Raw genomic sequence first — 21472 nt, 5'->3', positions numbered from 1 at the left:
GCCGTGCCGGCCCGGGACGACTACCCACGCTGGTGATGGTCCCGGCGCGCCCCGCGGGTGAGACTGATCGGACTTCAGACGTGCTGGGCGTCGGCCGCCGTGCCGGGCCTGTGTCCGGCCGACGGCTCCCGTAGCCGGGTCGTCTGTCAGGGCGATCGGGAAGAAAGGCTGGGGATGCCATGCGGCAACTTGAAGTAGCACTGATGGGCGCGGGACTGATCGCACGCTTTCACCTGGACGCGTGGACCACGGTCGGGGCGTCCGTGCGCGTCCACTCCACCGACGGCAGGGCCGACGACCTCGCGCGCGAGTTCGGCGCGAAGGTGGTCGGGTCCCTCGAGGAAGCGCTCGACGGCGCGGACGTCGTGGACATCTGCACCCCGACGAGCACCCACCACGAGATAGCCATGAAGGCCATCGCCGCGGGTGTGGGGGTGGTGTGCGAGAAGCCGCTGGCGACCAGCACCGCCGAGGCGGAGGAGATCGTCGCGGCGGCGGAGCAGGCCGGCGTACGGCTCTACCCCACCCACAACGTGCGTTTCGCCCCGGCGTACGGCCGGCTCCACGAACTGGTGGCGGCGGGCCGTGTGGGCACGGGCACGGTCGCCCGGTTCACCGTCGCCGGCTACCACCCGCGGCCCTGGTCCGGCAACGCGCCCGCGCGGACGGGCGGGATCGTGACCGACCAGATGCTGCACGGCGTCGACCTCGCCTATTGGGTCTTCGGGGACGTCGTGCGGGTGCACGCCTACTACCAGGGGGAGATCGCCGCACCGGCGCCCACCGGCGCCGTCGCGATCGGGACCGTCGTGCTCACCCATGCCAGTGGCGCGATCAGCCAGGTCGTCAGCCGGTGGATGGCGACGCCGGTGCCGCCCTACCGCCTGACGTGTCACGTCTCGGGTACGGGCGGGACGGTGCTGTACGACTCCGAATGGCCCCAGGAGATCCAGGTGTTCGGCGGTACGGGCACGGACTTCGGTCACTTCGGGGAGACGCCGTTCGTGTCCATGATCCGCGAGTTCGCCCAGGGGTTCATGGGCGGTCCCGAGCCGCGGCTGGGGCCGCGGGACGGGCTGGCTGCCATCCGTATCACCCAAGCCGCGGCGGAGTCCGCGTGGACAGGACGTGCCGTGGAACTGACCGCGCAGGGGGTCGCCGCATGAAGGTCGCCGTGTTGTCGTTCGCCCATGAGCGCGCCGCGACGTACGCCAGGCTCTTGCACGGCATGCCCGGTGTCGACCTGATCATCGCGGACCCCGACGGTTCGCCGGGCGATCCGGCCCGGGGCCGGGCCGTGGCCGCGGATCTGGACGTGTCGTACGCGGGCAGCTGGGACGAGGTGTTCGCGCTGCGCCCCGAGGCCGTGCTGGTCACGAGCGAGGTCGCCCGCCGGCGCGAACTGGTCGAGCGGGCGGCCGCGGCCGGGGCGCAGGTGCTCTGCGTGCAGCCGATGGCGGCCACCGAGACGGACGCCCAGGCCATGGTGCGCGCCTGTGAGGACGCCGGGGTGCGGCTGATCCTCGCGTCGCCGGTGTGCTTCAGCCCGGCGTTCACCGCCGTGCGCGACGGGCTCGCCGAGGGTGAGCCCCTCGGCAGGCTGACGACCATTCACGGGTCGTACAACAGCCCTGCGACCGGGAAGCCGGAGGACGGCGGGGCGCTGGGTGCCAACGCGGCGGTCCTGCTCGACATGGTGGACGCGGTGCTCGGCGGGGAGCCGGCGGAGCAGGTGTACGCGCAGACGAACAGCGTCCTGAGCGGGGATCCCGGCGTCGAGAGCGCGGCGCTCGTCTCCGTGCGCTACGCGAGCGGCACGGTCCTGTCCATCGACTGCAGTTGGTGGGGGCCCCTCCCAGCGGTAGCTGGGGGACTGTCGGCGAACCAGCCGGCGGCAGGCGGACCGGCGATGACGTTCATCGGCGAGCGGGCCAGCGTCGAGTTCAATGCCCGCCCGAGGCTGCTCGGTGTGTTCGACGCCGCCACGGGCAGTGAGCGGTGGGAGGCCGGCGGGGGCGACCTGGACGCGGTGATGCTCGGCGCGTTCGTCGCCGCCGTCGGCACGGGGCAGGGCGCCGGCCCGGACGGCGCGGCCGGGGTCCGTACGCTGCGGATCATCCGGGCGGCCCACGCATCGGTGCGCACGGGCCAGCCCGTCGATCCCGCTTCTGCCTGACCGTTCGACCCGGCCATTCCGCCGGGCCCTGCCGAGCCGCCGCCGCTTTCCGAAGAGGCGGCGGCTTCCGGCATTTCAGCGGTGTTGAATTCCCGCGGTGCAAGAGTGATTTCCCAGAAGGGCTCAAGCCCCGCTATCAAGGCGCTCGACGTGCGCCGCGTTACCGGCCAGGCCCTACCAGGCTGAGGGATGCCGTGCCGACATGGCCGGATCTAGTGTGGGTTCCGAGGATCAAAGACCGCACCGTCGCGACGAATTCGACGAATCGAAAAACTGTCGCGGGACGCGTAGACCTACATTTCTTCTTCGATCGGTAAGGGGACCCGGGATGTCGCACCTCCTGCACATTGACTCGAGCATCGGCACTGAATCCGTATCGCGGCAGCTGTCGGCCTATTTCGCCGAGGAGTGGCGCAGCAGCCACCCCGGCGGCGGGTACACCTATCGCGACGTCGTGGCTCACCCGATTCCGCACATCACGCACCCCGTGCACCAGTCCCTCGTCTACCCCGACGGCGAGCACGGCCAGAGTGCGGACGAGCGGGAGCTCACCGAGGCGATCACCAACGAGCTGCTCGCGGCGTCCGCGGTGGTGCTCGGGGTTCCCATGCACAACTTCTCGATCCCGTCGACCTTCAAGGCGTGGCTGGACCGTGTCGTCCACCCGGCCCACATGTCCATGCCGGGGAAGACCAGTCCGCTCAGCGGGAAGTCGGTCGTGGTCATTCAGGCGCGCGGCGGTTCGTACGCGCCCGGCACCCCCCGCGAGTCCTTCGACTTCCAGGAGCCGTACCTGCGGGCGGTCCTGGAGTCGGTCGGTCTCGGGGAGAACCTGACGTTCGTGACCGCCGAGCTGACGATGGCTGCCTCCGTTCCGCAGATGGAGCAGTTCAAGCCGCTGGCCGAAGCCTCCCTGGCGACCGCGTACGAGACCCTCAAGAAGCTGGCCGAATAGGCCCGGCCGGGTCACACGGGGCTACCGACACTATCTCGAGTGAGAAGGATTCCATGAGCGACGCAATTTCCTTCGAGGACCATTGGGCGCGGACCCATCAGTTCGATCCTCCTGCGATATTCGACTCGCTGCGTGAAGAACGTCCGCTCGCGAGAATGGTCTACCCCGACGAGCACGTCGGCTGGCTCACCACCAGCCACGAGCTGGCGCGCAAGGTCCTCAGTGACCCGAGGTTCAGCCACAACATGGAAACCTGTCACTTCCCGACGACGCACTGGGGAGAGCTGACGCCGAACTCCCCGGAGATTCCGGGGATGTTCATCTACATGGACCCGCCCAACCAGACCCGGTACCGGCGTCTGCTGACGGGCGAGTTCACCGGCCGCCGGGCGAGCCAGATGACATCGCGCGTCGAGGTGATGGCCGACGAGCAGATCAAGGTCATGCGCGAGCACGGGGGGACCGCGGACCTGGTGGAGGACTTCGCCGAGCCGCTGGCCCTGCGGGTGGTGTGCGAGGTGATCGGCCTGCCCTACGACGAGCGCGACCGGTACGCGCACGCGCCGAAGATCCTCCACGACCCGGAATCGAAGATGGAGGACGTCGGCCCCGCCTACGAGCAGGCCCTCACCTACTTCTTCGAGCTCATCGAGAGGAAGCGGAAGCAGCCTGAGGACGACATCCTCAGCCGCCTCATCGCCGACGGGCAGCTGACCGACGAAGAACTGTGCAACATGGTCGCCCTGCTGCTGTTCGCGGGCTTCGGAACCACGGGGCCGGCGCTGGCCGTGAGCACGTTCGCCCTGCTGCACCACGAGGACCAGATGGCGGAGCTCCGCGCGGACCCGTCCAAGCTCGACGGCGCCGTCGAGGAACTCCTGCGCTACATCACCATCAACCAGTACGAGATCTTCCGTACCGCGCTGGAAGACGTCGAGCTGAACGGCGAACTGGTCAAGAAGGGCGACACCGTCACGGTGTCGCTGCCCGCGGCCAACCGCGACCCGGCCAAGTTCGAGTGCCCCGCGAAGCTGGACATCGACCGCGACACCTCCGGCCACATGTCGTTCGGCTACGGCGTCCACCAGTGCCTGGGCCAGAACCTGGCGCGCGTCGCCCTGCGCGTCGGCCTGTCGGCTCTCCTCCGGGAGTTCCCCGACCTGCGGCTGGCCGTCGAGTTCGACGAGGTACCGCTGAGCCTCAAGGGCTCTGTCTTCGGGCTGAAGAGCCTGCCCGTCTCCTGGTAACCCTTCTTTCTTTTCCCCGAAAGGAACTGCGGCATAGTGCGCACCGACCTGATCAAGCCACTTCCTGTCGCAGTCATGGAGAACGCGACCCGCTTCCCCGACAAGGTCGCCTTCGCGGATGACCGGCGGGCGGTCACCTATGGTGACCTGGAGGCGCGGACGCGCCGGCTCGCCGGACATCTGGCGGACCTCGGCGTCCAGCGCGGGGACCGGGTCGCGATCTGCCTCGGCAACACCGTCTCCACGGTGGAGAGCTACCTGGCGATCGTCCGCGCCTGCGGTATCGGGGTGCCGCTCAACCCCGCCTCGGCCCTCGCCGAGCTGGAGTACCTGCTGACCGACAGCGGGGCCACGGTGGTCATCACCGATTCCGTGCAGGCGGAGCGGCTCCGGCGCTCGCCGGCCGTGGCGGCCGGCCTCACGCTGCTGGTGACGGGCGATGTCCCGGCGCAGGCGGGTGCCCACTCGTACGACGAGCTCGCCGTCAGCGAGCCGGCCGGTCCCGCCCGGGACGACCTCGGCCTCGACGACGCGGCCTGGATGTTCTACACGTCGGGGACGACCGGCCGGCCCAAGGGCGTCCTGTCCACGCAGCGCAACTGCCTCTGGTCCGTCGCCTCCTGCTACGTGCCGATTCCGGGGCTGACCGAGCAGGACCGGGTCCTGTGGCCCCTCCCGCTGTTCCACAGCCTCTCGCACATCGCGTGCGTGCTGTCCGTCACCGTGGTCGGCGCCACTGCCCGGATCATGGACGGGAGTTCCGCCGAGGACGTGATCACGGCGCTCCGCGAGGACGACGCGACCTTCCTGGCCGGCGTTCCCACCACCTACCACCACCTGGTGACGGCCGCGCAGCAGAACGGATTCTCCGCACCCGCCCTGCGGATCGGCCTGGTCGGCGGAGCGGTCACCGGATCCCGGCTGCGCCAGGACTTCGAGGAGGTCTTCGGGGTCCCGCTGGTCGACGCCTACGGCAGCACCGAGACCTGCGGCGCCATCACCATCAACCCGCCGGACGGCGCCCGGGTCGACGGCTCCTGCGGCCTGCCCGTGCCGGGCGTCGGAGTGCGCATCGTCAACCCCGCCACCGGGCTCGACGTACCCGTCGGCCAGGAGGGGGAGGTGTGGGTCAGCGGACCGAACGTCATGGTCGGCTACCACAACAGCCCGGAGGCGACCGCCGCGGCGCTGCAGGACGGCTGGTACCGGACCGGCGACCTGGCCCGGCGTGACGACGCCGGCTACTTCACCATCTGCGGCCGGATCAAGGAACTCGTCATCCGCGGCGGGGAGAACATCCACCCCGAGGAAGTCGAGGCGGTACTGCGCACCGTCGAGGGCGTCGCCGACGCGGCGGTCGCCGGCGCGCCGCACGACACGCTCGGCGAGGTGCCGGTCGCCTACGTGATCCCCGGCCCCTCCGGATTCGACACCGCGGCGCTGATCGCCCGGTGCCGCGAGCAGCTCTCCGCCTACAAGGTGCCGGAGCAGGTCCGCGAGGTCACTGCCATACCCCGGACCGCGTCGGGCAAGACCAAGCGGCGGCTCCTGGCCGAGCAGCCGAGCCGGCTGCGGTACGCGGCCGGCGGACACCACGACGGGCTGCTGAGCCTCGACTGGATTCCGGCGGCGGCACCGACCGCCCCCGTCTCCCCGGCCCGCACCTGGGCGGTGGCCGGTACGGGTGCCCCGGCGGCCGGCCTCGTCACGGCCCTGCAAGCGGCGGGCGCCGAGGTGCGCCAGTACCCGGACCTCGCGGCGGTGCACACCGCGGTGGCCGAGGGTGATGCGGCTCCCGAGGTGACGGTCCTCGTTCAGCCGCCGGTGCCCGCGGACGCCCAGGACCCGATCGCTGCGGGACGGGCCGGCGCCCGGCTCCTGGCGGAGCACGTGCAGGACTGGCTGGCACGCCCCGAGTCGGAGGCTTCCCGCGTGGTGGTCCTCACGCGCGGTGCGGTCGCGGCCGCCGCGGAGGACGGCGCGCAGCAGCTGGCCGACGCTCCGGTCTGGGCTGTCGTCCGGTCCTTCCAGGAGGCCCGTCCGGCAGCGCTCACCGTCCTCGACCTCGACACCGGCGACCTCGGCCTGGACGCCCTCCAGGCCGCGATCGCGTCCGGCGAGCCGCAGATCGCGGTGCGGTCGGGCGCCCTGCTGGCCCCCCGCCTGCACCGCCTGCCCGTCGTCGACGCGCCGCAGGCGGAATCCTCGCCGGGCGCCACGGGCACCGTGGTGGTCACCGGAGCGGACACCGCGCACGGCGCGGCGATCGCGCACCGGCTGGTCACGGCCCACGGCGTGGACAGCCTGCTGCTCGTCACGTCCCCCAGCGGCACGGGCTCGGCCGTATCCGGTGCCGACCTGGGTCTCCCCGAGACCGGCGTCATCCGGGTGACGGCGGACGGAGCGGACCCGGAGCCGCTGCGGAACGCGCTGGCCGGCCTGCCGCGCCCGGTGACCGCCGTGGTCCACGCGGCCGATGATCTCGAACTGGCCCTGCGGCTTGACGACATGACCGCCGAGGACGCGCTCGCCTCCTTCGTCGTGGTCTCCGACGTCGCCGGGCTGCTGGGTGCGTCCGACAACCCGGGCGAGGCCGTCGACGGCGTCCTGGCCGATGCGGTGGTGCGCAACCGCCGGCTGCGGAACCTGCCCGGCTCCTTCCTCGCCTGGGGCGCATGGCCCGGCGGCCGCGACGCGGCGGACGACGAGAGCGGCCGGCTGCGCCAGCTGCTCCTCTCCGCCTTCGACCTCGTCATGACGACGGACCGCCCCTCGCTGCTGGCGGTGAAGGTGGCCGCGCCGACTGCCGGTACCACCGAAGTTCCCGCGCTCCTGAGCGCCTTGGTCGAGGACCCGGCGCGGCAGAGCACGCCCGACACGGCCGTCACGGCAGTCCTGCGCGACCGGCTGTCCGGCCTGGACGAGCGGGCGCAGCTGGCGCTGCTGGAAGACCTGGTCCGTACGCAGGCCGCCGCCGTGCTGCAGCAGACGGGGCCCGAACTGGTCCCGTCCGACCGTGCGTTCCGTGACATGGGCTTCACCTCGATGGCGATCGTCCAGTTGCGCAACCGGCTGTCGGAGGGCACCGGACTGCGCCTGGCCACCACCGTCGTCTTCGACCACCCCACTCCGGCGGCGCTGGCGGCCTGCCTGCGGGCCGAGGTCCTCGGCATCACCCGAGCCGTATCGGAATCCGTCATGGCGGCCGACCCCGATGAGCCCCTCGCGATCGTGGGCATGGCGTGCCGGCTGCCGGGCGGCGTGGCCGGGCCGGAGGACCTGTGGCGGTTGGTCTCCGAGGGCCGGGACGCCCTGTCGTCCTTCCCCGAGGACCGCGGCTGGGACCTGGAGGGTCTCTTCGACCCGGATCCGGACCGGGTGGGCACGTCCTACACCGATCAGGGCGGGTTCCTCCACGAGGCGGGGCTCTTCGACGCCGGCTTCTTCGGGATCTCGCCGCGCGAGGCCCTCGCCATGGACCCCCAGCAGCGGCTGCTGCTGGAGACCTCCTGGGAAGCGCTGGAACGGGCGGGCATCGACCCGGTCGCGCTGAAGGGCACCGACGTCGGGGTGTTCTCCGGGCTCTTCGGCCAGGGATACGGGACCGGCGCCGCCGCGGCCGCGCCGGAGCTGGAAGGCTTCACGACCACCGGACTGGCGCCGAGCGTGGCGTCCGGCCGGGTGTCGTACGTGCTCGGCCTCGAGGGACCGGCGGTGTCGGTGGACACGGCCTGTTCCTCCTCGCTGGTGGCGATGCACCTGGCGGCGCAGGCGCTGCGCCAGGGCGAGTGCTCGATGGCGCTGGCCGGCGGCGTGTCGGTGATGGCCACGCCGGGCCACTTCGTGGAGTTCTCCCGGCAGCGGGCTCTGGCCGCTGACGGGCGCTGCAAGGCCTTCGCCGACGGCGCGGACGGCACCGGCTGGGCCGAGGGCGTCGGCGTCGTGGTGCTGGAGCGGCTGTCGGTGGCGCGCGAGCGCGGCCACCGGGTGCTGGCGGTGCTGCGCGGCAGCGCCGTGAACCAGGACGGCGCGTCGAACGGCCTGACCGCGCCGAACGGGCTGTCGCAGCAGCGGGTGATCCGCAGGGCGCTGGCCGGCGCCGGGCTGGGGCCGGCGGACGTGGATGTGGTGGAGGCCCACGGGACCGGTACGTCCCTGGGCGACCCGATCGAGGCGCAGGCGCTGCTGGCCACGTACGGCCAGGGCCGGGAGCCGGAGCAGCCGCTGTGGCTGGGCTCCCTGAAGTCGAACATCGGTCACACGCAGGCCGCCGCGGGTGTGGCCGGCGTGATCAAGATGGTGCAGGCGCTGCGGCACGGGGTGCTCCCGGCGACGCTGCACGTGGATGCGCCCACCACGCAGGTGGAGTGGTCCGCGGGTGCGGTGGAGCTGCTGACCGAGGCGCGGGAGTGGCCGCGCAACGGGCGTCCGCGCCGGGCCGGTGTGTCCTCGTTCGGCGTCAGCGGGACGAACGCACACCTGATCCTGGAAGAGGCGCCCGCCGAAGAGGCGCAGCAGCCGGTGCAGTCCGCTGGGGCGGTGCCGCTGGTCGTGTCGGCGGGGACCGCCGGTTCCTTGGCCGGTCAGGCCGGTCGCCTGGCTTCGTACCTGGAGTCCGCTGCCGACGGGGTGTCGCTGGCGGCTGTGGCCGGGGCACTGGTGTCGAGCCGTGCGGTCCTCGGTGAGCGTGCGGTGGTCGTGGCCGACTCGGCTGAGGAAGCGCTGACGGGGCTCGGGGCGCTGGCCCGGGGCGAGAGCGCGCCCGGTGTGGTGTCCGGCAGTGCCGGTTCCCCGGGCAAGGTCGTGTGGGTGTTCCCGGGTCAGGGCTCGCAGTGGGCGGGCATGGGCCGTGAACTGCTCGACTCCTCGCCGGTGTTCGCGGAGCGGATCGCGGAGTGCGCGGCTGCTCTGGAGCCGTGGACGGACTGGTCGCTGATGGCGGTGCTGCGGGGTGAGACCGAGCCCGAGCTGATGGAGCGGGTCGACGTACTCCAGCCGGCGAGCTTCGCCGTGATGGTCGGTCTGGCGGCCGTCTGGGCCTCGGTCGGTGTCAAGCCGGACGCGGTGCTCGGTCACTCGCAGGGTGAGATCGCCGCCGCGTGCGTCTCGGGTGCGCTGTCCCTGGAGGACGCGGCGCGGGTGGTGGCGCTGCGCAGCCAGGCGATTGCCGAGGACTTGGCCGGGCGTGGCGGTATGGCGTCGGTCGCGCTGAGCGAGGCCGAGGCGGTCGCGCGGATCCAGCCGTGGGCGGATCGTGTGGAGGTTGCCGCGGTCAACGGGCCGTCGTCGGTGGTGATCGCGGGTGACGCGGAGGCGCTGGACGAGGCGCTGGAGGCGCTGTCCGGCGAAGGCGTCCGCGTGCGACGCGTTGCGGTGGACTACGCCTCGCACACCCGGCACGTGGAGGACATCCGAGACGCCCTCGCCGAGACGCTCGCCGGAATCGGCGCGCAGGCGCCCAAGGTTCCGTTCTACTCGACCGTCACCGGCAGCTGGGTGAAGGACGCAGGCGTCCTCGACGGCGATTACTGGTACCGGAACCTGCGCGGCCAGGTCGGCTTCGGCCCGGGCGTCGCGGACCTTCTGGCCCAGGGCCATGGCGTGTTCGTGGAGGTCAGTGCCCATCCGGTGCTGGTCCAGCCGATCACCGAGACCGTCGACACCACCGGCACCGATGCCCTGGTGACGGGCTCGCTGCGGCGCGAGGACGGTGGCCTGCGACGGCTGATGGCCTCGATGGCCGAGCTGTTCGTCCGCGGTGTGGCCCTGGACTGGGCCCAGGTGCTGCCCGCCGGAGCGGCGGCCGCGCGCGTGGATCTGCCGACCTACGCCTTCGAGCACCAGCACTACTGGCTGCAGGCGGCCGACTCGGCCACCGACGCGGCCTCGCTGGGACTGGCCGCGGCCGGTCACCCGCTGCTGGGCGCGGTCGTCAGCATGCCGAACTCGGCCGGCCTCATGGCCACGTCGAGCTGGTCCCTCCGGTCGCACCCCTGGCTCGCGGACCACCAGGTGGCCGATTCCGTCGTGGTCCCCAACGCGGCTCTGGTCGAGTTGTCCATCCGGCTCGGTGACCTGGCCGCCACCCCCGTACTCGACGAACTGACCGTCGACGCGCCCGTGGTCATGCCGCAGCGCGGCAGCCGCAGCATCCAGGTGGTCGTCGGCGAGCCCGACGCGGCGCGGCGGCGTTCGGTGGAGATCTACTCCCGCGCCGCGGACGCCCCGCTGGACGCGCCGTGGACGCGCCACGCGCACGGCGCGCTGGCGCCCACCGCCACCAGGGTGATGCCCCCGGGCACCGGGCCCGCCACCGAAGTCGCCCTGGACGGCGCCGCCCTCCGTGACGCGGGCCGCTACGGGGTGCACCCCGCCCTGCTGGACGCCGCCGTCCGCACGGTCCTCTCCGACGGCATGCTCCCGTCCGTGTGGACCGGGGTCTCCCTGCTGGCATCCGGCGCCACCGCACTGCACGTGCGAGCGGACGGAACGTCGGCGGAGGGCACCGGTCTGCAGCTGACCGACCCGACGGGGCAGCCCGTCATGACCGTCGAAACGGTGCTCGGAACTCCGTTCTCCCCCGAACAGGCCGGGATCACCGGCGCGTTGACGCACGACGTCCTGTTCCGCGTCGACTGGACGGAGTGTGCGCTTCCGGCCGTGGAGCGCCCTCTCGACATCGTGACCGTCGCGACCGCCGCGGATGTCGCCGCTTCGGCCCGTACGGCCGCCTCGACCCCGGACGTCCTGCGGTACGAGGCCAAGGCCGGCAGCGCACCGGCCGACGCCGACCCCCGTGCCTCGGTCAACGCGGCGCTGGCCGTACTCCAGGCCTGGCTGGCGGAACCCGCTCTGGCGGAGACCCGGTTGGCCGTGGTCACCGGGGACTGCGACGCCGACCTCGACGCGGCCGCGGTATGGGGCCTGGTGCGCTCGGCGCAGTCGGAGCACCCGGACCGGATCGTGCTGGCCGACCTCGACGACGCCTCCCGGTCCGCCCTGTCGGCCGTGGTGCTGAGCGGCGAACCGCAGATGAGGGTGCGCGGCGGCGTGGCGGAGGTGCCCCGGCTGGTCCGCGTGCCCGTCTCGCCGGGCGGACCGCTTCCCGACGCCGGGCAGCACCCGCGTCCGCTCGACGCCGAAGGCACCGTACTGATCACCGGTGGCACCGGAACGCTGGGTGCGATGACAGCGCGGCACCTGGTCACCGAGTACGGCATCAGGCACCTGGTCCTCGCCGGCCGCCGCGGCCATGCCCCGGAGCTCCACGACGAGCTGACCGCGCTGGGCGCGTCCGTCACCATCGCCGCGTGCGACACGGCGGACCGGGCCCAACTCGAGGCGCTCCTGAGGGAGATACCGGCCGAGCACCCGCTCACCGCCGTGGTGCACTCCGCCGGTGTCCTGGACGACGGGGTGCTCACCGAGCTGACCCCGGAACGTGTCGACACCGTGCTGCGCCCGAAGGCGGACGCGGCGCTGCACCTGCACGAGCTGACCCGCGACCTGGACCTCGCCGCGTTCGTGCTGTTCTCCTCGGCGGCGGGCGTGCTGGGCAACCCCGGTCAGGCCAACTACGCCGCGGCGAACGCCTGGCTCGACGCGCTGGCACGCCGGCGGCACGCTCTCGGTCTGCCGGCCGTCTCCCTCGCCTGGGGCTACTGGGCGACGGTCAGCTCCATGACCGAGCACCTGAGCGCCGCCGACCTGCGACGCAACAAGCGCATCGGGATGAGCGGCCTCTCCGGCACCGAGGGAATGGCCCTCCTGGACGCCGCCCTGGGCGGCGCGGGCACGGCCGGCGCCCTGGTGGCCGCGAAGTTCGACGTGTCCGCTCTGCGGGCGGCCGCGGCCGACGCCCCGGTCCCGCCGCTGCTGCGGGGTCTGGCCCCGTCGCCGCGGCCGGCGGCGCGGGCTGCCGCTCCGTCGGGGCCCGCGTCCCTGCGGGAGCGCATCGCCGGCCTGGGCGATGCCGAGCAGACCGAGACCCTGGTCGAGCTGGTACGGCGCAATGCCGCCGAGGTGCTGGGACACGCCACTGCCGACGCCGTCCACGCCGACCGGACCTTCAAGGAGGCCGGATTCGACTCGCTGATGGCGGTGGAGCTGCGCAACCGGCTCGCCGCCGCGACGGGCCTCACCCTCTCCCCGGTGATGATCTTCGACTATCCGAAGCCGACGACGCTCGCCGAGCACCTGCGCACCAAGCTCTTCGGCGGCACGCCGCAGCGTCCGTCCGAGCCCGCCGCCCCCGTCGGCACGGAGGACGAGCCGATCGCGATCGTGGCGATGGCGTGCCGCTTCCCCGCGGGCGTGAACAGCCCGGAGGACCTCTGGCGCGTGGTGGCCGACGGGATCGACGCCGTCACCGAGTTCCCCGACGACCGCGGCTGGGACATCGACCGGCTCTTCCACGCCGACCCCGACCACGCCGGCACCACGTACGTACGCCACGGCGCCTTCCTCGATGACGCCGCCGGGTTCGACGCCGCGTTCTTCGGCATCTCGCCGAACGAGGCGCTCGCCATGGACCCGCAGCAGCGACTGCTGCTGGAGACGTCCTGGGAAGCGTTCGAACGGGCCGCGATCGACCCGACCACGCTGGCCGGAGAGGACGTCGGCGTCTTCGTCGGCGTCAACAGCCACGACTACAGCATGCGGATGCACCAGGCGTCCGGCGTCGAGGGATTCCGCCTCACCGGCGGTTCGGGCAGCGTCACCTCCGGCCGTATCGCCTACCACCTCGGCTTCGAGGGTCCCGCCCTCACGGTCGACACGGCCTGCTCCTCCTCGCTGGTGGCCCTGCACCTCGCGGCGCAGGCGCTGAACCGGGGCGAGTGCACGATGGCGCTGGCCGGCGGTGTGATGGTGATGGGCACCGTGGAGACGTTCGTCGAGTTCTCCCGGCAGCGCGGACTGGCCCCCGACGGCCGGTGCAAGGCGTTCGCGGACGGCGCGGACGGCACCGGCTGGTCCGAGGGCGCGGGGCTGCTCCTGGTGGAGCGGCTGTCCGACGCCCGCCGCCGGGGCCACCAGGTGCTCGCCGTGGTCCGCGGCTCGGCCGTGAACCAGGACGGCGCGTCGAACGGTCTGACCGCGCCGAACGGTCCCGCGCAGCAGCGGGTGATCCGCAAGGCCCTGGCCGGTGCCGGGCTCTCCCCGTCCGACGTGGACGTGGTGGAGGCGCACGGCACGGGCACCACCCTCGGCGACCCGATCGAGGCGGAGGCGCTCCTGGCGACCTACGGCCAGGACCGGCAGGGCGACGAGCCGCTGTGGCTCGGATCCGTGAAGTCCAACATCGGTCACACCCAGGGTGCGGCGGGTGTCGCGGGCGTGATCAAGATGGTCATGGCCATGCGGCACAGCGTCCTCCCCAAGACGCTGCACGTGGACCGTCCGTCGACCCACGTCGACTGGTCCGCGGGCGCCGTGGAACTGCTGACCGAGGCCCGCGACTGGCCGAAGAACGGCCGGCCCCGTCGGGCCGGCGTGTCCTCCTTCGGCATCGGCGGCACCAACGCGCACGTCGTCCTCGAAGAGGCCCCCGAGCAGCCGGTCGCGTCGGAGCCCGTGCCGGAACCCGGGCCCACGGGCGTCCCCGTACCGGTACCCGTATCGGCGCGGACCCCGGCCGGACTGCGCGGCCAGGCCGAGCGGCTCGCCCGCTTCCTCGACGACCGGCCCGGCCTGAGCCTCACCGACGCCGCCCATGCCCTGGCCACCACGCGTGCCCAGCTCGACCACCGTGCCGTCGTCCTGGCGTCCGACCGGGACCGGCTCTGCGCGGACCTGAGCGCCTTCGGGCGCGGTGACGCGAGCCCCGCGGTCGTCACCGGAACCCCGGCCACGGGCAAGCTGGCCCTCCTCTTCACCGGGCAGGGCAGCCAGTGGGCCGGCATGGGCCGCGAACTCGCCGAGACCTTCCCGGTCTTCCGCGAGGCCTTCACCGCAGCCTGCGCCGCCGTCGAGGAGCACCTGCGCGACCACGCGGCGCGCCCGCTGCGCGAGGTGGTCTTCGCCGCCCCCGGGTCGCCCGACAGCGAACTGCTCGACCGGACGATGTACACGCAGGGCGCCCTGTTCGCCCTGGAGACCGCGCTGTTCCGGCTCTTCGAGTCCTGGGGGGTCCGACCCGACCTCCTCGCCGGTCACTCGATCGGCGAGATCACTGCCGCGCACGTCTCCGGCGTGCTCGGACTCGCCGAGGCGGGCAGGCTGGTCGCCGCGCGCGGCCGGCTGATGCAGGCCCTTCCCGAAGGCGGCGCCATGGTGGCCGTCCAGGCGACCGAGACCGACGTCGCGCCCCTGCTGGCGCGGGCGGAAGGCGCGGTGTGCGTCGCCGCCGTGAACGGCCCCGACTCGCTGGTGCTCTCCGGAGTCGAGGACGCCGTGCTCGCCCTCGCCGGGGAACTGGCGAGCCAGGGGCGCAAGACGCGCAGGCTGCAGGTCAGCCACGCCTTCCACTCCCAGCTCATGGAGCCCATGCTCGACGAGTTCCGCACGGTCGCGGAGAGCCTCTCCTACGGGCCGGGCGCCCTTCCGGTCGTCTCGACCCTGACGGGCGAACTCGTCCGGGACGGGCAGCTGAGCAGCCCCGCGTACTGGGTCGACCAGGTACGCAACGCGGTGCGGTTCAGCGACGCCGTCACCTCGCTGAGCGGCCAGGGAGCGACGACGTTCCTCGAGATCGGCCCAGGAGGCGCCCTCGCCGCGATGGCGCTCGGCACGCTCGGCGCGCCGGAGCAGAGCTGCATCGCCACCCTGCGCAAGAACGGCGCCGAGGCCACCGACGTCGTGACCGCGCTCGCGGAACTGCACGTACGCGGTGTGGCCCTGGACTGGGCGACCGTCCTCGACCGCCCGGTCACGGCGGCCGGAACCGACCTGCCCACCTACGCGTTCCAGCACCAGCGGTACTGGGTCGAGTCCGACGAGACCCCGGCCGGCGGCGCCGAAGCGCTCGGCGCCACCAGCGCCCGGCACCCGCTGCTCGGCACCGTCATCGACATGCCGGGCGACGACGGCGACCACGGCGTCGTGCTCACCGGGCAGCTGTCGCCGCGCAGCCTGGGCCGGTTCCCCGGCCGGGTGACAACGGACGGCACGACCGGGATCCCGGCCGCCGCGCTCCTGGAGATGATCGGCCGGGCCGCCGACGAGGTGGGCTGCGGAAGCTTCGAACAGATCGTCGTCGAGGCGCCTTTGACGGTGCCGGAGCACGGAAACTCCCAGGTGCGGGTGTCGGTGGACGGCCCCGGCCCCGACGGGCGCCGCCGGGCCGCCGTCTACTCGCGGGCCATCGACCCCGAGCAGGGATCCTGGACCTGCCACGCACGAGCCGTGCTGGTTCCCGGAATGCCCCAGCCGGCCTTCGACCTGCGGACCTGGTCGCCGCCCGCGGACGGTGACGCACTCCTCCCGGGGGCGCACCGCGTGTGGCAGCAGGACGGACAGATCTTCGCGGAGATCGCGCTTCCGGACGAACTGGCGGACCACGCAGCGGAGTTCACCCTCCACCCGGCACTCGTCGACACCGCACTGCGCGTCCTGGACGCCCGTACCGCCGCGGACCTGCCGACCGCCGAAGACCGTGCCCCTGACCGCGACCTGTCCGCGTGCACCGGCTTGGCCGTGTACGCGGAAGGCGCCGCCTCGCTGCGGCTGCGGATCACGCCGGCCGAGGGCGGGGGCCACCTGCTCGAGCTCGCGGACGCGGCCGGCGAACCCGTCGCGGTCCTCGGCCCGTTGACCCTGGCCGCCCTCCCCGGAGACGGCGCCGACGGGACCGTCGACGCTCCCGCCGAGCCCGTCGGCCCCGCTGCCGACGCGCAGACGCAGACCGGCGCCCTCACCCGGCGCGTGGTGTCGCGCAGCGAAGGAGCGGGCGAGGCGATCGCCGGCCGGCTGGCCGGGCTGTCGGCCGCGGAGCAGCACCAGGTGCTGATGGACATGGTCCAGGAGAGCACGGCGGTCGTACTCGGCCACCGCGACGCGGACGGCTTCGACTCGGAGCAGTCCTTCAAGAGCCTCGGCTTCGACTCCCTCAGCGCGGTCAAGTTCTGCAACCGCCTGCGCGACCTCACCGGGGCGAACCTGCCCAGCACGCTGGTCTTCGACTACCCGACACCGGCCGTCCTCGCGGACCACCTGCGGGCCGAACTGCTCGGCGAGGGCGTCACGCTGCCCGCCCGGGCCACGGCGGCGGCGTCGGTCTCCGACGAGCCCATCGCGATCGTCGCGATGAGCACGCGCCTGCCGGGCGGAGCGGACAGTCCCGAGGAACTGTGGAAGCTGGTGGTGGAGCAGCGGGACGCGGTGTCCGGGTTCCCGCTCGACCGCGACTGGGACCTCGAAGGGCTCTACCACCCGGACCCGGCTCACCCGGGTACCAGCTACACCCGCTCGGGCGGGTTCCTCCACGAGGCCGCGCAGTTCGACGCCGGACTCTTCGGCATCTCCCCGCGCGAGGCCCTCGCCATGGACCCCCAGCAGCGGCTGCTGCTGGAGACCTCCTGGGAGGCGCTGGAACGGGCCGGCATCGACCCGCTGTCCGTCAGGGGCCGTGACATCGGCGTCTTCACCGGAATCGTCCACCACGACTACGTGACCCGCCTCCGGCAGGTACCCGAAGACGTCCAGGGCTACCTCATGACCGGTACGGCGGCCAGCGTGGCCTCGGGCCGTGTGTCGTACGTGTTCGGTTTCGAGGGCCCGGCGGTCACCGTGGACACGGCGTGCTCCTCGTCCCTGGTGGCGATGCACCTGGCGGCGCAGGCGCTGCGGCAGGGCGAGTGCTCCATGGCACTCGCCGGCGGCGCGACGGTCATGGCCAGCCCGGACGCCTTCATGGAGTTCTCGCGGCAGCGGGGCCTGTCCGCCGACGGGCGCTGCAAGGCGTTCTCCTCGGCGGCGGACGGCACCGGCTGGGCCGAGGGCGTCGGCGTGGTGGTGCTGGAGCGGCTGTCGGTGGCGCGGGAACGCGGCCACCGGGTCCTCGCGGTGCTGCGCGGCAGCGCGGTCAACCAGGACGGCGCTTCCAACGGCCTGACCGCGCCGAACGGCCCCTCGCAGCAGCGGGTGATCCGCAGGGCGCTGGACACGGCGGGCCTCACTCCGGCGGACGTCGACGTCGTGGAGGCCCACGGGACCGGTACGGCCCTGGGCGACCCGATCGAAGCCCAGGCGCTGCTGGCCACGTACGGCCAGGGCCGCGACCCGCAGCAGCCGCTGTGGCTCGGTTCGTTGAAGTCCAACATCGGTCACACGCAGGCGGCAGCCGGCGTGGCCGGTGTGATCAAGATGGTCATGGCCATGCAGCACGGCATCATGCCCGCCACGCTCCATGTGGACGAGCCCACGAGCCAGGTCGACTGGTCGGCCGGTGCGGTGGAGTTGCTGACCGAGGCCCGGGAGTGGGCGCGGGGCGGCCGTCCGCGCCGGGCCGCCGTCTCCTCGTTCGGAGCCAGCGGGACGAACGCGCACCTGATCCTGGAGGAAGCGCCCGCCGAGGAGGCGGACCCCGTCTCCGAGGCGGCGGCGCCCGCCGGTGTGGTGCCGCTGGTGGTGTCGGCGCGCAGCGCCGGTTCCCTGGCCGGTCAGGCCGGGCGGCTGGCGGCGTTCGTCGAAGGCGCCGACGCGGTGCCGCTGGCGGACGTGGCCGGATCGCTGGTGTCGAGCCGTGCGGTGCTGGCCGAGCGTGCGGTCGTGGTGGCCGGCACGGCCGAGGAGGCCCTCTCCGGACTGCAGGCGCTGGCCCGGGGCGAGAGCGCGCCCGGCGTGGTGTCCGGCAGTGCCGCATCGAGCAAGCCGGGCAAGGTCGTGTGGGTGTTCCCCGGCCAGGGCTCCCAGTGGGCCGGTATGGGCCGTGAACTGCTCGACTCCTCCCCGGTCTTCGCCGAGCGGATCGCGGAGTGTGCTGCCGCGCTCGAGCGGTGGGTGGACTGGTCGCTGATCGACGTCCTGCGCGGCGAGACCGAACCCGAGCTCATCGAACGGGTCGACGTCCTGCAGCCGGCGAGCTTCGCCGTGATGGTGGGCCTGGCGGCCGTCTGGGCCTCGGCCGGTGTCAAGCCGGACGCGGTGCTCGGCCACTCGCAGGGCGAGATCGCCGCCGCCTGTGTCGCGGGGGCGCTGTCCCTGGACGACGCGGCGCGCGTGGTGGCACTGCGCAGCCAGGTCATCGCGAAGGACCTGGCCGGGCGGGGCGGGATGGCGTCGGTCGCGCTGAGCGCGGACGAAGCGGTCGCGCGGCTCGAGCCGTGGGCGGACCGGGTCGAGGTCGCCGCGGTCAACGGCCCCTCGTCGGTGGTCGTCGCCGGCGACGCCCGGGCACTGGACGAGGCGTTGGACGCGCTTTCGGGTCAGGGCGTCCGGGTCCGGCGGGTCGCGGTGGACTACGCCTCGCACACCCGGCACGTGGAGGACGTGCGCGACACCCTGGCCGAGGCGCTGGCCGGGATCGACGCGCAGGCGCCGAAGGTGCCGTTCTACTCCACCGCGACCGGCGGCTGGGTGGCGGACGCCGGCGTCCTCGACGGCGACTACTGGTACCGGAACCTGCGCGGCCAGGTGGGCTTCGGTCCCGCCGTGGCCGAGCTGATGGGCCAGGGCCACGGGGTGTTCGTGGAGGTCAGCGCCCACCCGGTGCTGGTCCAGCCGATCACCGAGACCGCCGACGACACCGAGACCGATGCGGTGGTGACCGGGTCGCTGCGGCGCCAGGACGGCGGCCTGCGACGGCTGCTGGCCTCGATGGGCGAGCTGTTCGTCCGCGGTGTCGCGCTCGACTGGAACGGGATGCTGCCGCAGACGGCGCCGTCGCGGCGCGTGGACCTGCCGACCTACGCCTTCGACCACCAGCGCTACTGGCTGCAGGAGGCGGAAGGTGCCGCCGAAGCCGCCGACGCGGCCGAAGGCGCGGACTCCGACTTCTGGGCCGCGGTCGAGCAGGCCGACCTGGACTCCCTCGGCGCGCTGCTCGAGACGGCCTCGGCCGACGAGCGCAGCGCCCTCGGCACCGTCGTGCCCGTGCTGGCGCAATGGCGGGGGAAGCGCCGCGAGCGGTCGACGGCGGAGAAGCTGCGCTACCACGTCACCTGGCAGCCGCTCGAACGCGAAGCGGCCGGCGTACCCGGCGGCCGCTGGCTGGTCGTCGTACCGTCCGGACGCCCGGACGGCAGCGCGACCGACGCCCTCCTGGAGGAGCTGACCGGTCTCGGACTGGGCACCGTCCTGATGGAGGTCGGCGAGAGCGAGCGCACCCGCAAGCAGCTCGCCGAGCGGCTGGCCGCAATCCTGTCCGAACACGACCTGACCGGCGTGCTGTCCCTGCTCGCCGTGGACCAGCAGACGGGCAGCGGTCCCCAGGACCCGACCGCGGCCACGGCGCCGACGCTCGCGCTGATCCAGGCCCTGGGCGACAACAACGCCACGCAGCCCCTGTGGTGCCTGACCAGGGGAGCCGTGAACATCGGCATCCACGACACCCTCACCTCACCGGCGCAGGCGTCGCTGTGGGGCCTCGGCCGCGCCGCCGCGCTGGAACGGCTCGACCGCTGGGGCGGTCTGGTCGACCTGCCCGGCGTGACCGACCCGCGCACGGCCCAGTACCTGCTCGGAGTGCTCAACTCCGCCGCCGGTGAGGACCAGCTCGCGGTCCGGCGATCGGGCGTGTACACCCGACGGCTGGTGCGCAAGCCCGTGCCCGAATCCACTGGGGACACCGGCTGGCATCCCCGCGGCACGGTCCTGGTGACCGGCGGCGCCGAAGGACTCGGCAAGCACGTCTCGGTCTGGCTCGCCCAGGCCGGCGCCGACCGCCTCGTCATCACGACCACCGCGCACGCACCCGACCGGAGCGTGTCGGAACTGCGTGCCGAACTGGCCGGGCTGGGCCTCGCCACCACGGTGGAGTCCTGCGAGGACGCCGACCGGGACGCGATCGCGCGGCTGGTCTCCGCGACGGACCCGGAGCAGCCGCTCACGGCCGTGGTGCACGCCGCCGACATCCAGCAGACCAGTTCCATCGACGACACCGGCGCGGACGACCTCGCCGAGGTGTTCGCGGCCAAGGTGGACACGGCCGTATGGCTGGACGAGCTGTTCGAGAGCACACCGCTCGACGCGTTCGTCGTGTTCTCCTCGATCGCCGGCGTGTGGGGCGGCGGCGGCCAGGGCCCGTCGGGAGCGGCGAACGCCGTCCTCGACGCCCTGATCGAGTGGCGCCGCGCCCGCGGACTGCGGGCGACGTCGATCGCCTGGGGAGCACTGGACCAGATCGGCGTGGGCATGGACGAGGCAGCCCTCGCCCAGCTCCGCCGCCGCGGTGTCCTGCCGATGGGCCCCCAGCTGGCGGTGACCGCGATGGTGCAGGCGGTACAGGGCAACGAGAAGTTCGTGGCCGTGGCCGACATGGACTGGGGCGCGTTCATTCCCGCGTTCACCTCGGTCCGTACCAGCCCGCTGTTCGCCGACCTGCCCGAGGCGAAGCAAGCCCTTCAGGCCCTGCAGGGCGACGGCGAGAACAGCGAGGCCGCCTCGTCCCTGGCGGACTCCCTGCGGGCGGTCGCGGAAACCGAGCAGAACCGCATCCTGCTCCGCCTGGTCCGCGGCCACGCCTCGACGGTCCTCGGCCACAGCGGGGCGGACGGCATCGGCCCGCGCCAGGCGTTCCAGGAGGTCGGCTTCGACTCGCTCGCCGCCGTCAACCTGCGCAACAGCCTGAACGCGGCCACCGGACTGCGCCTGCCCGCGACGCTGATCTTCGACTACCCCACGCCGGAAGCGCTGGTCGGCTACCTGCGCTCCGAGCTTCTCCGGGAGACCGACGACGGCCTGGACGAGCGGGAGGACGAACTCCGGAACGTCCTGGCGTCCGTGCCGTTCGCCCGGTTCAAGGAGGCCGGCGTACTGGACACCCTCCTCGGCCTCGCCGAGGCCGACGCGGACGCGGATGCGGACGCCCTGGAAGCGGAACCGTCGGCGGCCGCCGCCGACGTGGAACTGATCGATGCCATGGACGTTGCCGATCTGGTGCAACGGGCCCTGGGCAAGACGAGCTGATCGCCTGTGAACGAATCGTGGAGGATGGAT

The 21472-nt window shown here is 73.0% G+C and carries 5 protein-coding genes; all 5 read left to right on the top strand.

All coding sequences use genetic code 11. The annotated features are described in order from the left end of the window. The first annotated feature begins 203 nt into the window (after nt 1-203). The 5 genes from ACIPUC_RS35400 to ACIPUC_RS35380 all read left to right on the top strand — a co-directional run bounded on the left by ACIPUC_RS35400 (nt 204) and on the right by ACIPUC_RS35380 (nt 21442). Entirely contained in the window at nt 204-1166 is a 963-nt protein-coding gene (locus tag ACIPUC_RS35400; RefSeq protein ID WP_446594496.1) for a Gfo/Idh/MocA family protein, read from the top strand. Continuing rightward, entirely contained in the window at nt 1163-2176 is a 1014-nt protein-coding gene (locus ACIPUC_RS35395) for a Gfo/Idh/MocA family protein (RefSeq protein ID WP_446594495.1), read from the top strand. The genes ACIPUC_RS35400 and ACIPUC_RS35395 overlap by 4 nt, the downstream gene beginning before the upstream one ends. Before the next feature lie 328 nt (nt 2177-2504). Beyond that, nucleotides 2505-3131, top strand: a complete 627-nt coding sequence (locus ACIPUC_RS35390) for an FMN-dependent NADH-azoreductase (protein ID WP_446594494.1) — start codon at nt 2505-2507, stop codon at nt 3129-3131. 53 nt (nt 3132-3184) lie between these two features. Next, complete coding sequence (locus ACIPUC_RS35385) at nt 3185-4378, top strand: cytochrome P450 (RefSeq protein WP_446594493.1); 1194 nt, start codon at nt 3185-3187, stop codon at nt 4376-4378. A 75-nt stretch (nt 4379-4453) separates the two neighbouring features. Continuing rightward, the gene (locus tag ACIPUC_RS35380) at nt 4454-21442 is read left to right on the top strand and encodes a type I polyketide synthase (protein ID WP_446594492.1); all 16989 of its coding nucleotides are present in this window, start codon (nt 4454-4456) and stop codon (nt 21440-21442) included. The last annotated feature ends 30 nt before the right edge of the window (nt 21443-21472 follow it).

This window comes from Streptomyces sp. LARHCF249 (genome assembly GCF_052871255.1).
The sequence above is the reverse complement of the archived record's forward strand: the minus strand, read 5'-3'. Positions and strand labels throughout refer to the sequence as shown.

Bases quoted from the DNA above. Each gene is read 5' to 3' on its own strand.
- ACIPUC_RS35380 (WP_446594492.1), top strand. From the start codon at position 4,454: ATGGAGAACGCGACCCGCTTCCCCGACAAGGTCGCCTTCGCGGATGAC.
- ACIPUC_RS35390 (WP_446594494.1), top strand. From the start codon at position 2,505: ATGTCGCACCTCCTGCACATTGACTCGAGCATCGGCACTGAATCCGTA.
- ACIPUC_RS35400 (WP_446594496.1), top strand. From the start codon at position 204: ATGGGCGCGGGACTGATCGCACGCTTTCACCTGGACGCGTGGACCACG.
- ACIPUC_RS35385 (WP_446594493.1), top strand. From the start codon at position 3,185: ATGAGCGACGCAATTTCCTTCGAGGACCATTGGGCGCGGACCCATCAG.
- ACIPUC_RS35395 (WP_446594495.1), top strand. From the start codon at position 1,163: ATGAAGGTCGCCGTGTTGTCGTTCGCCCATGAGCGCGCCGCGACGTAC.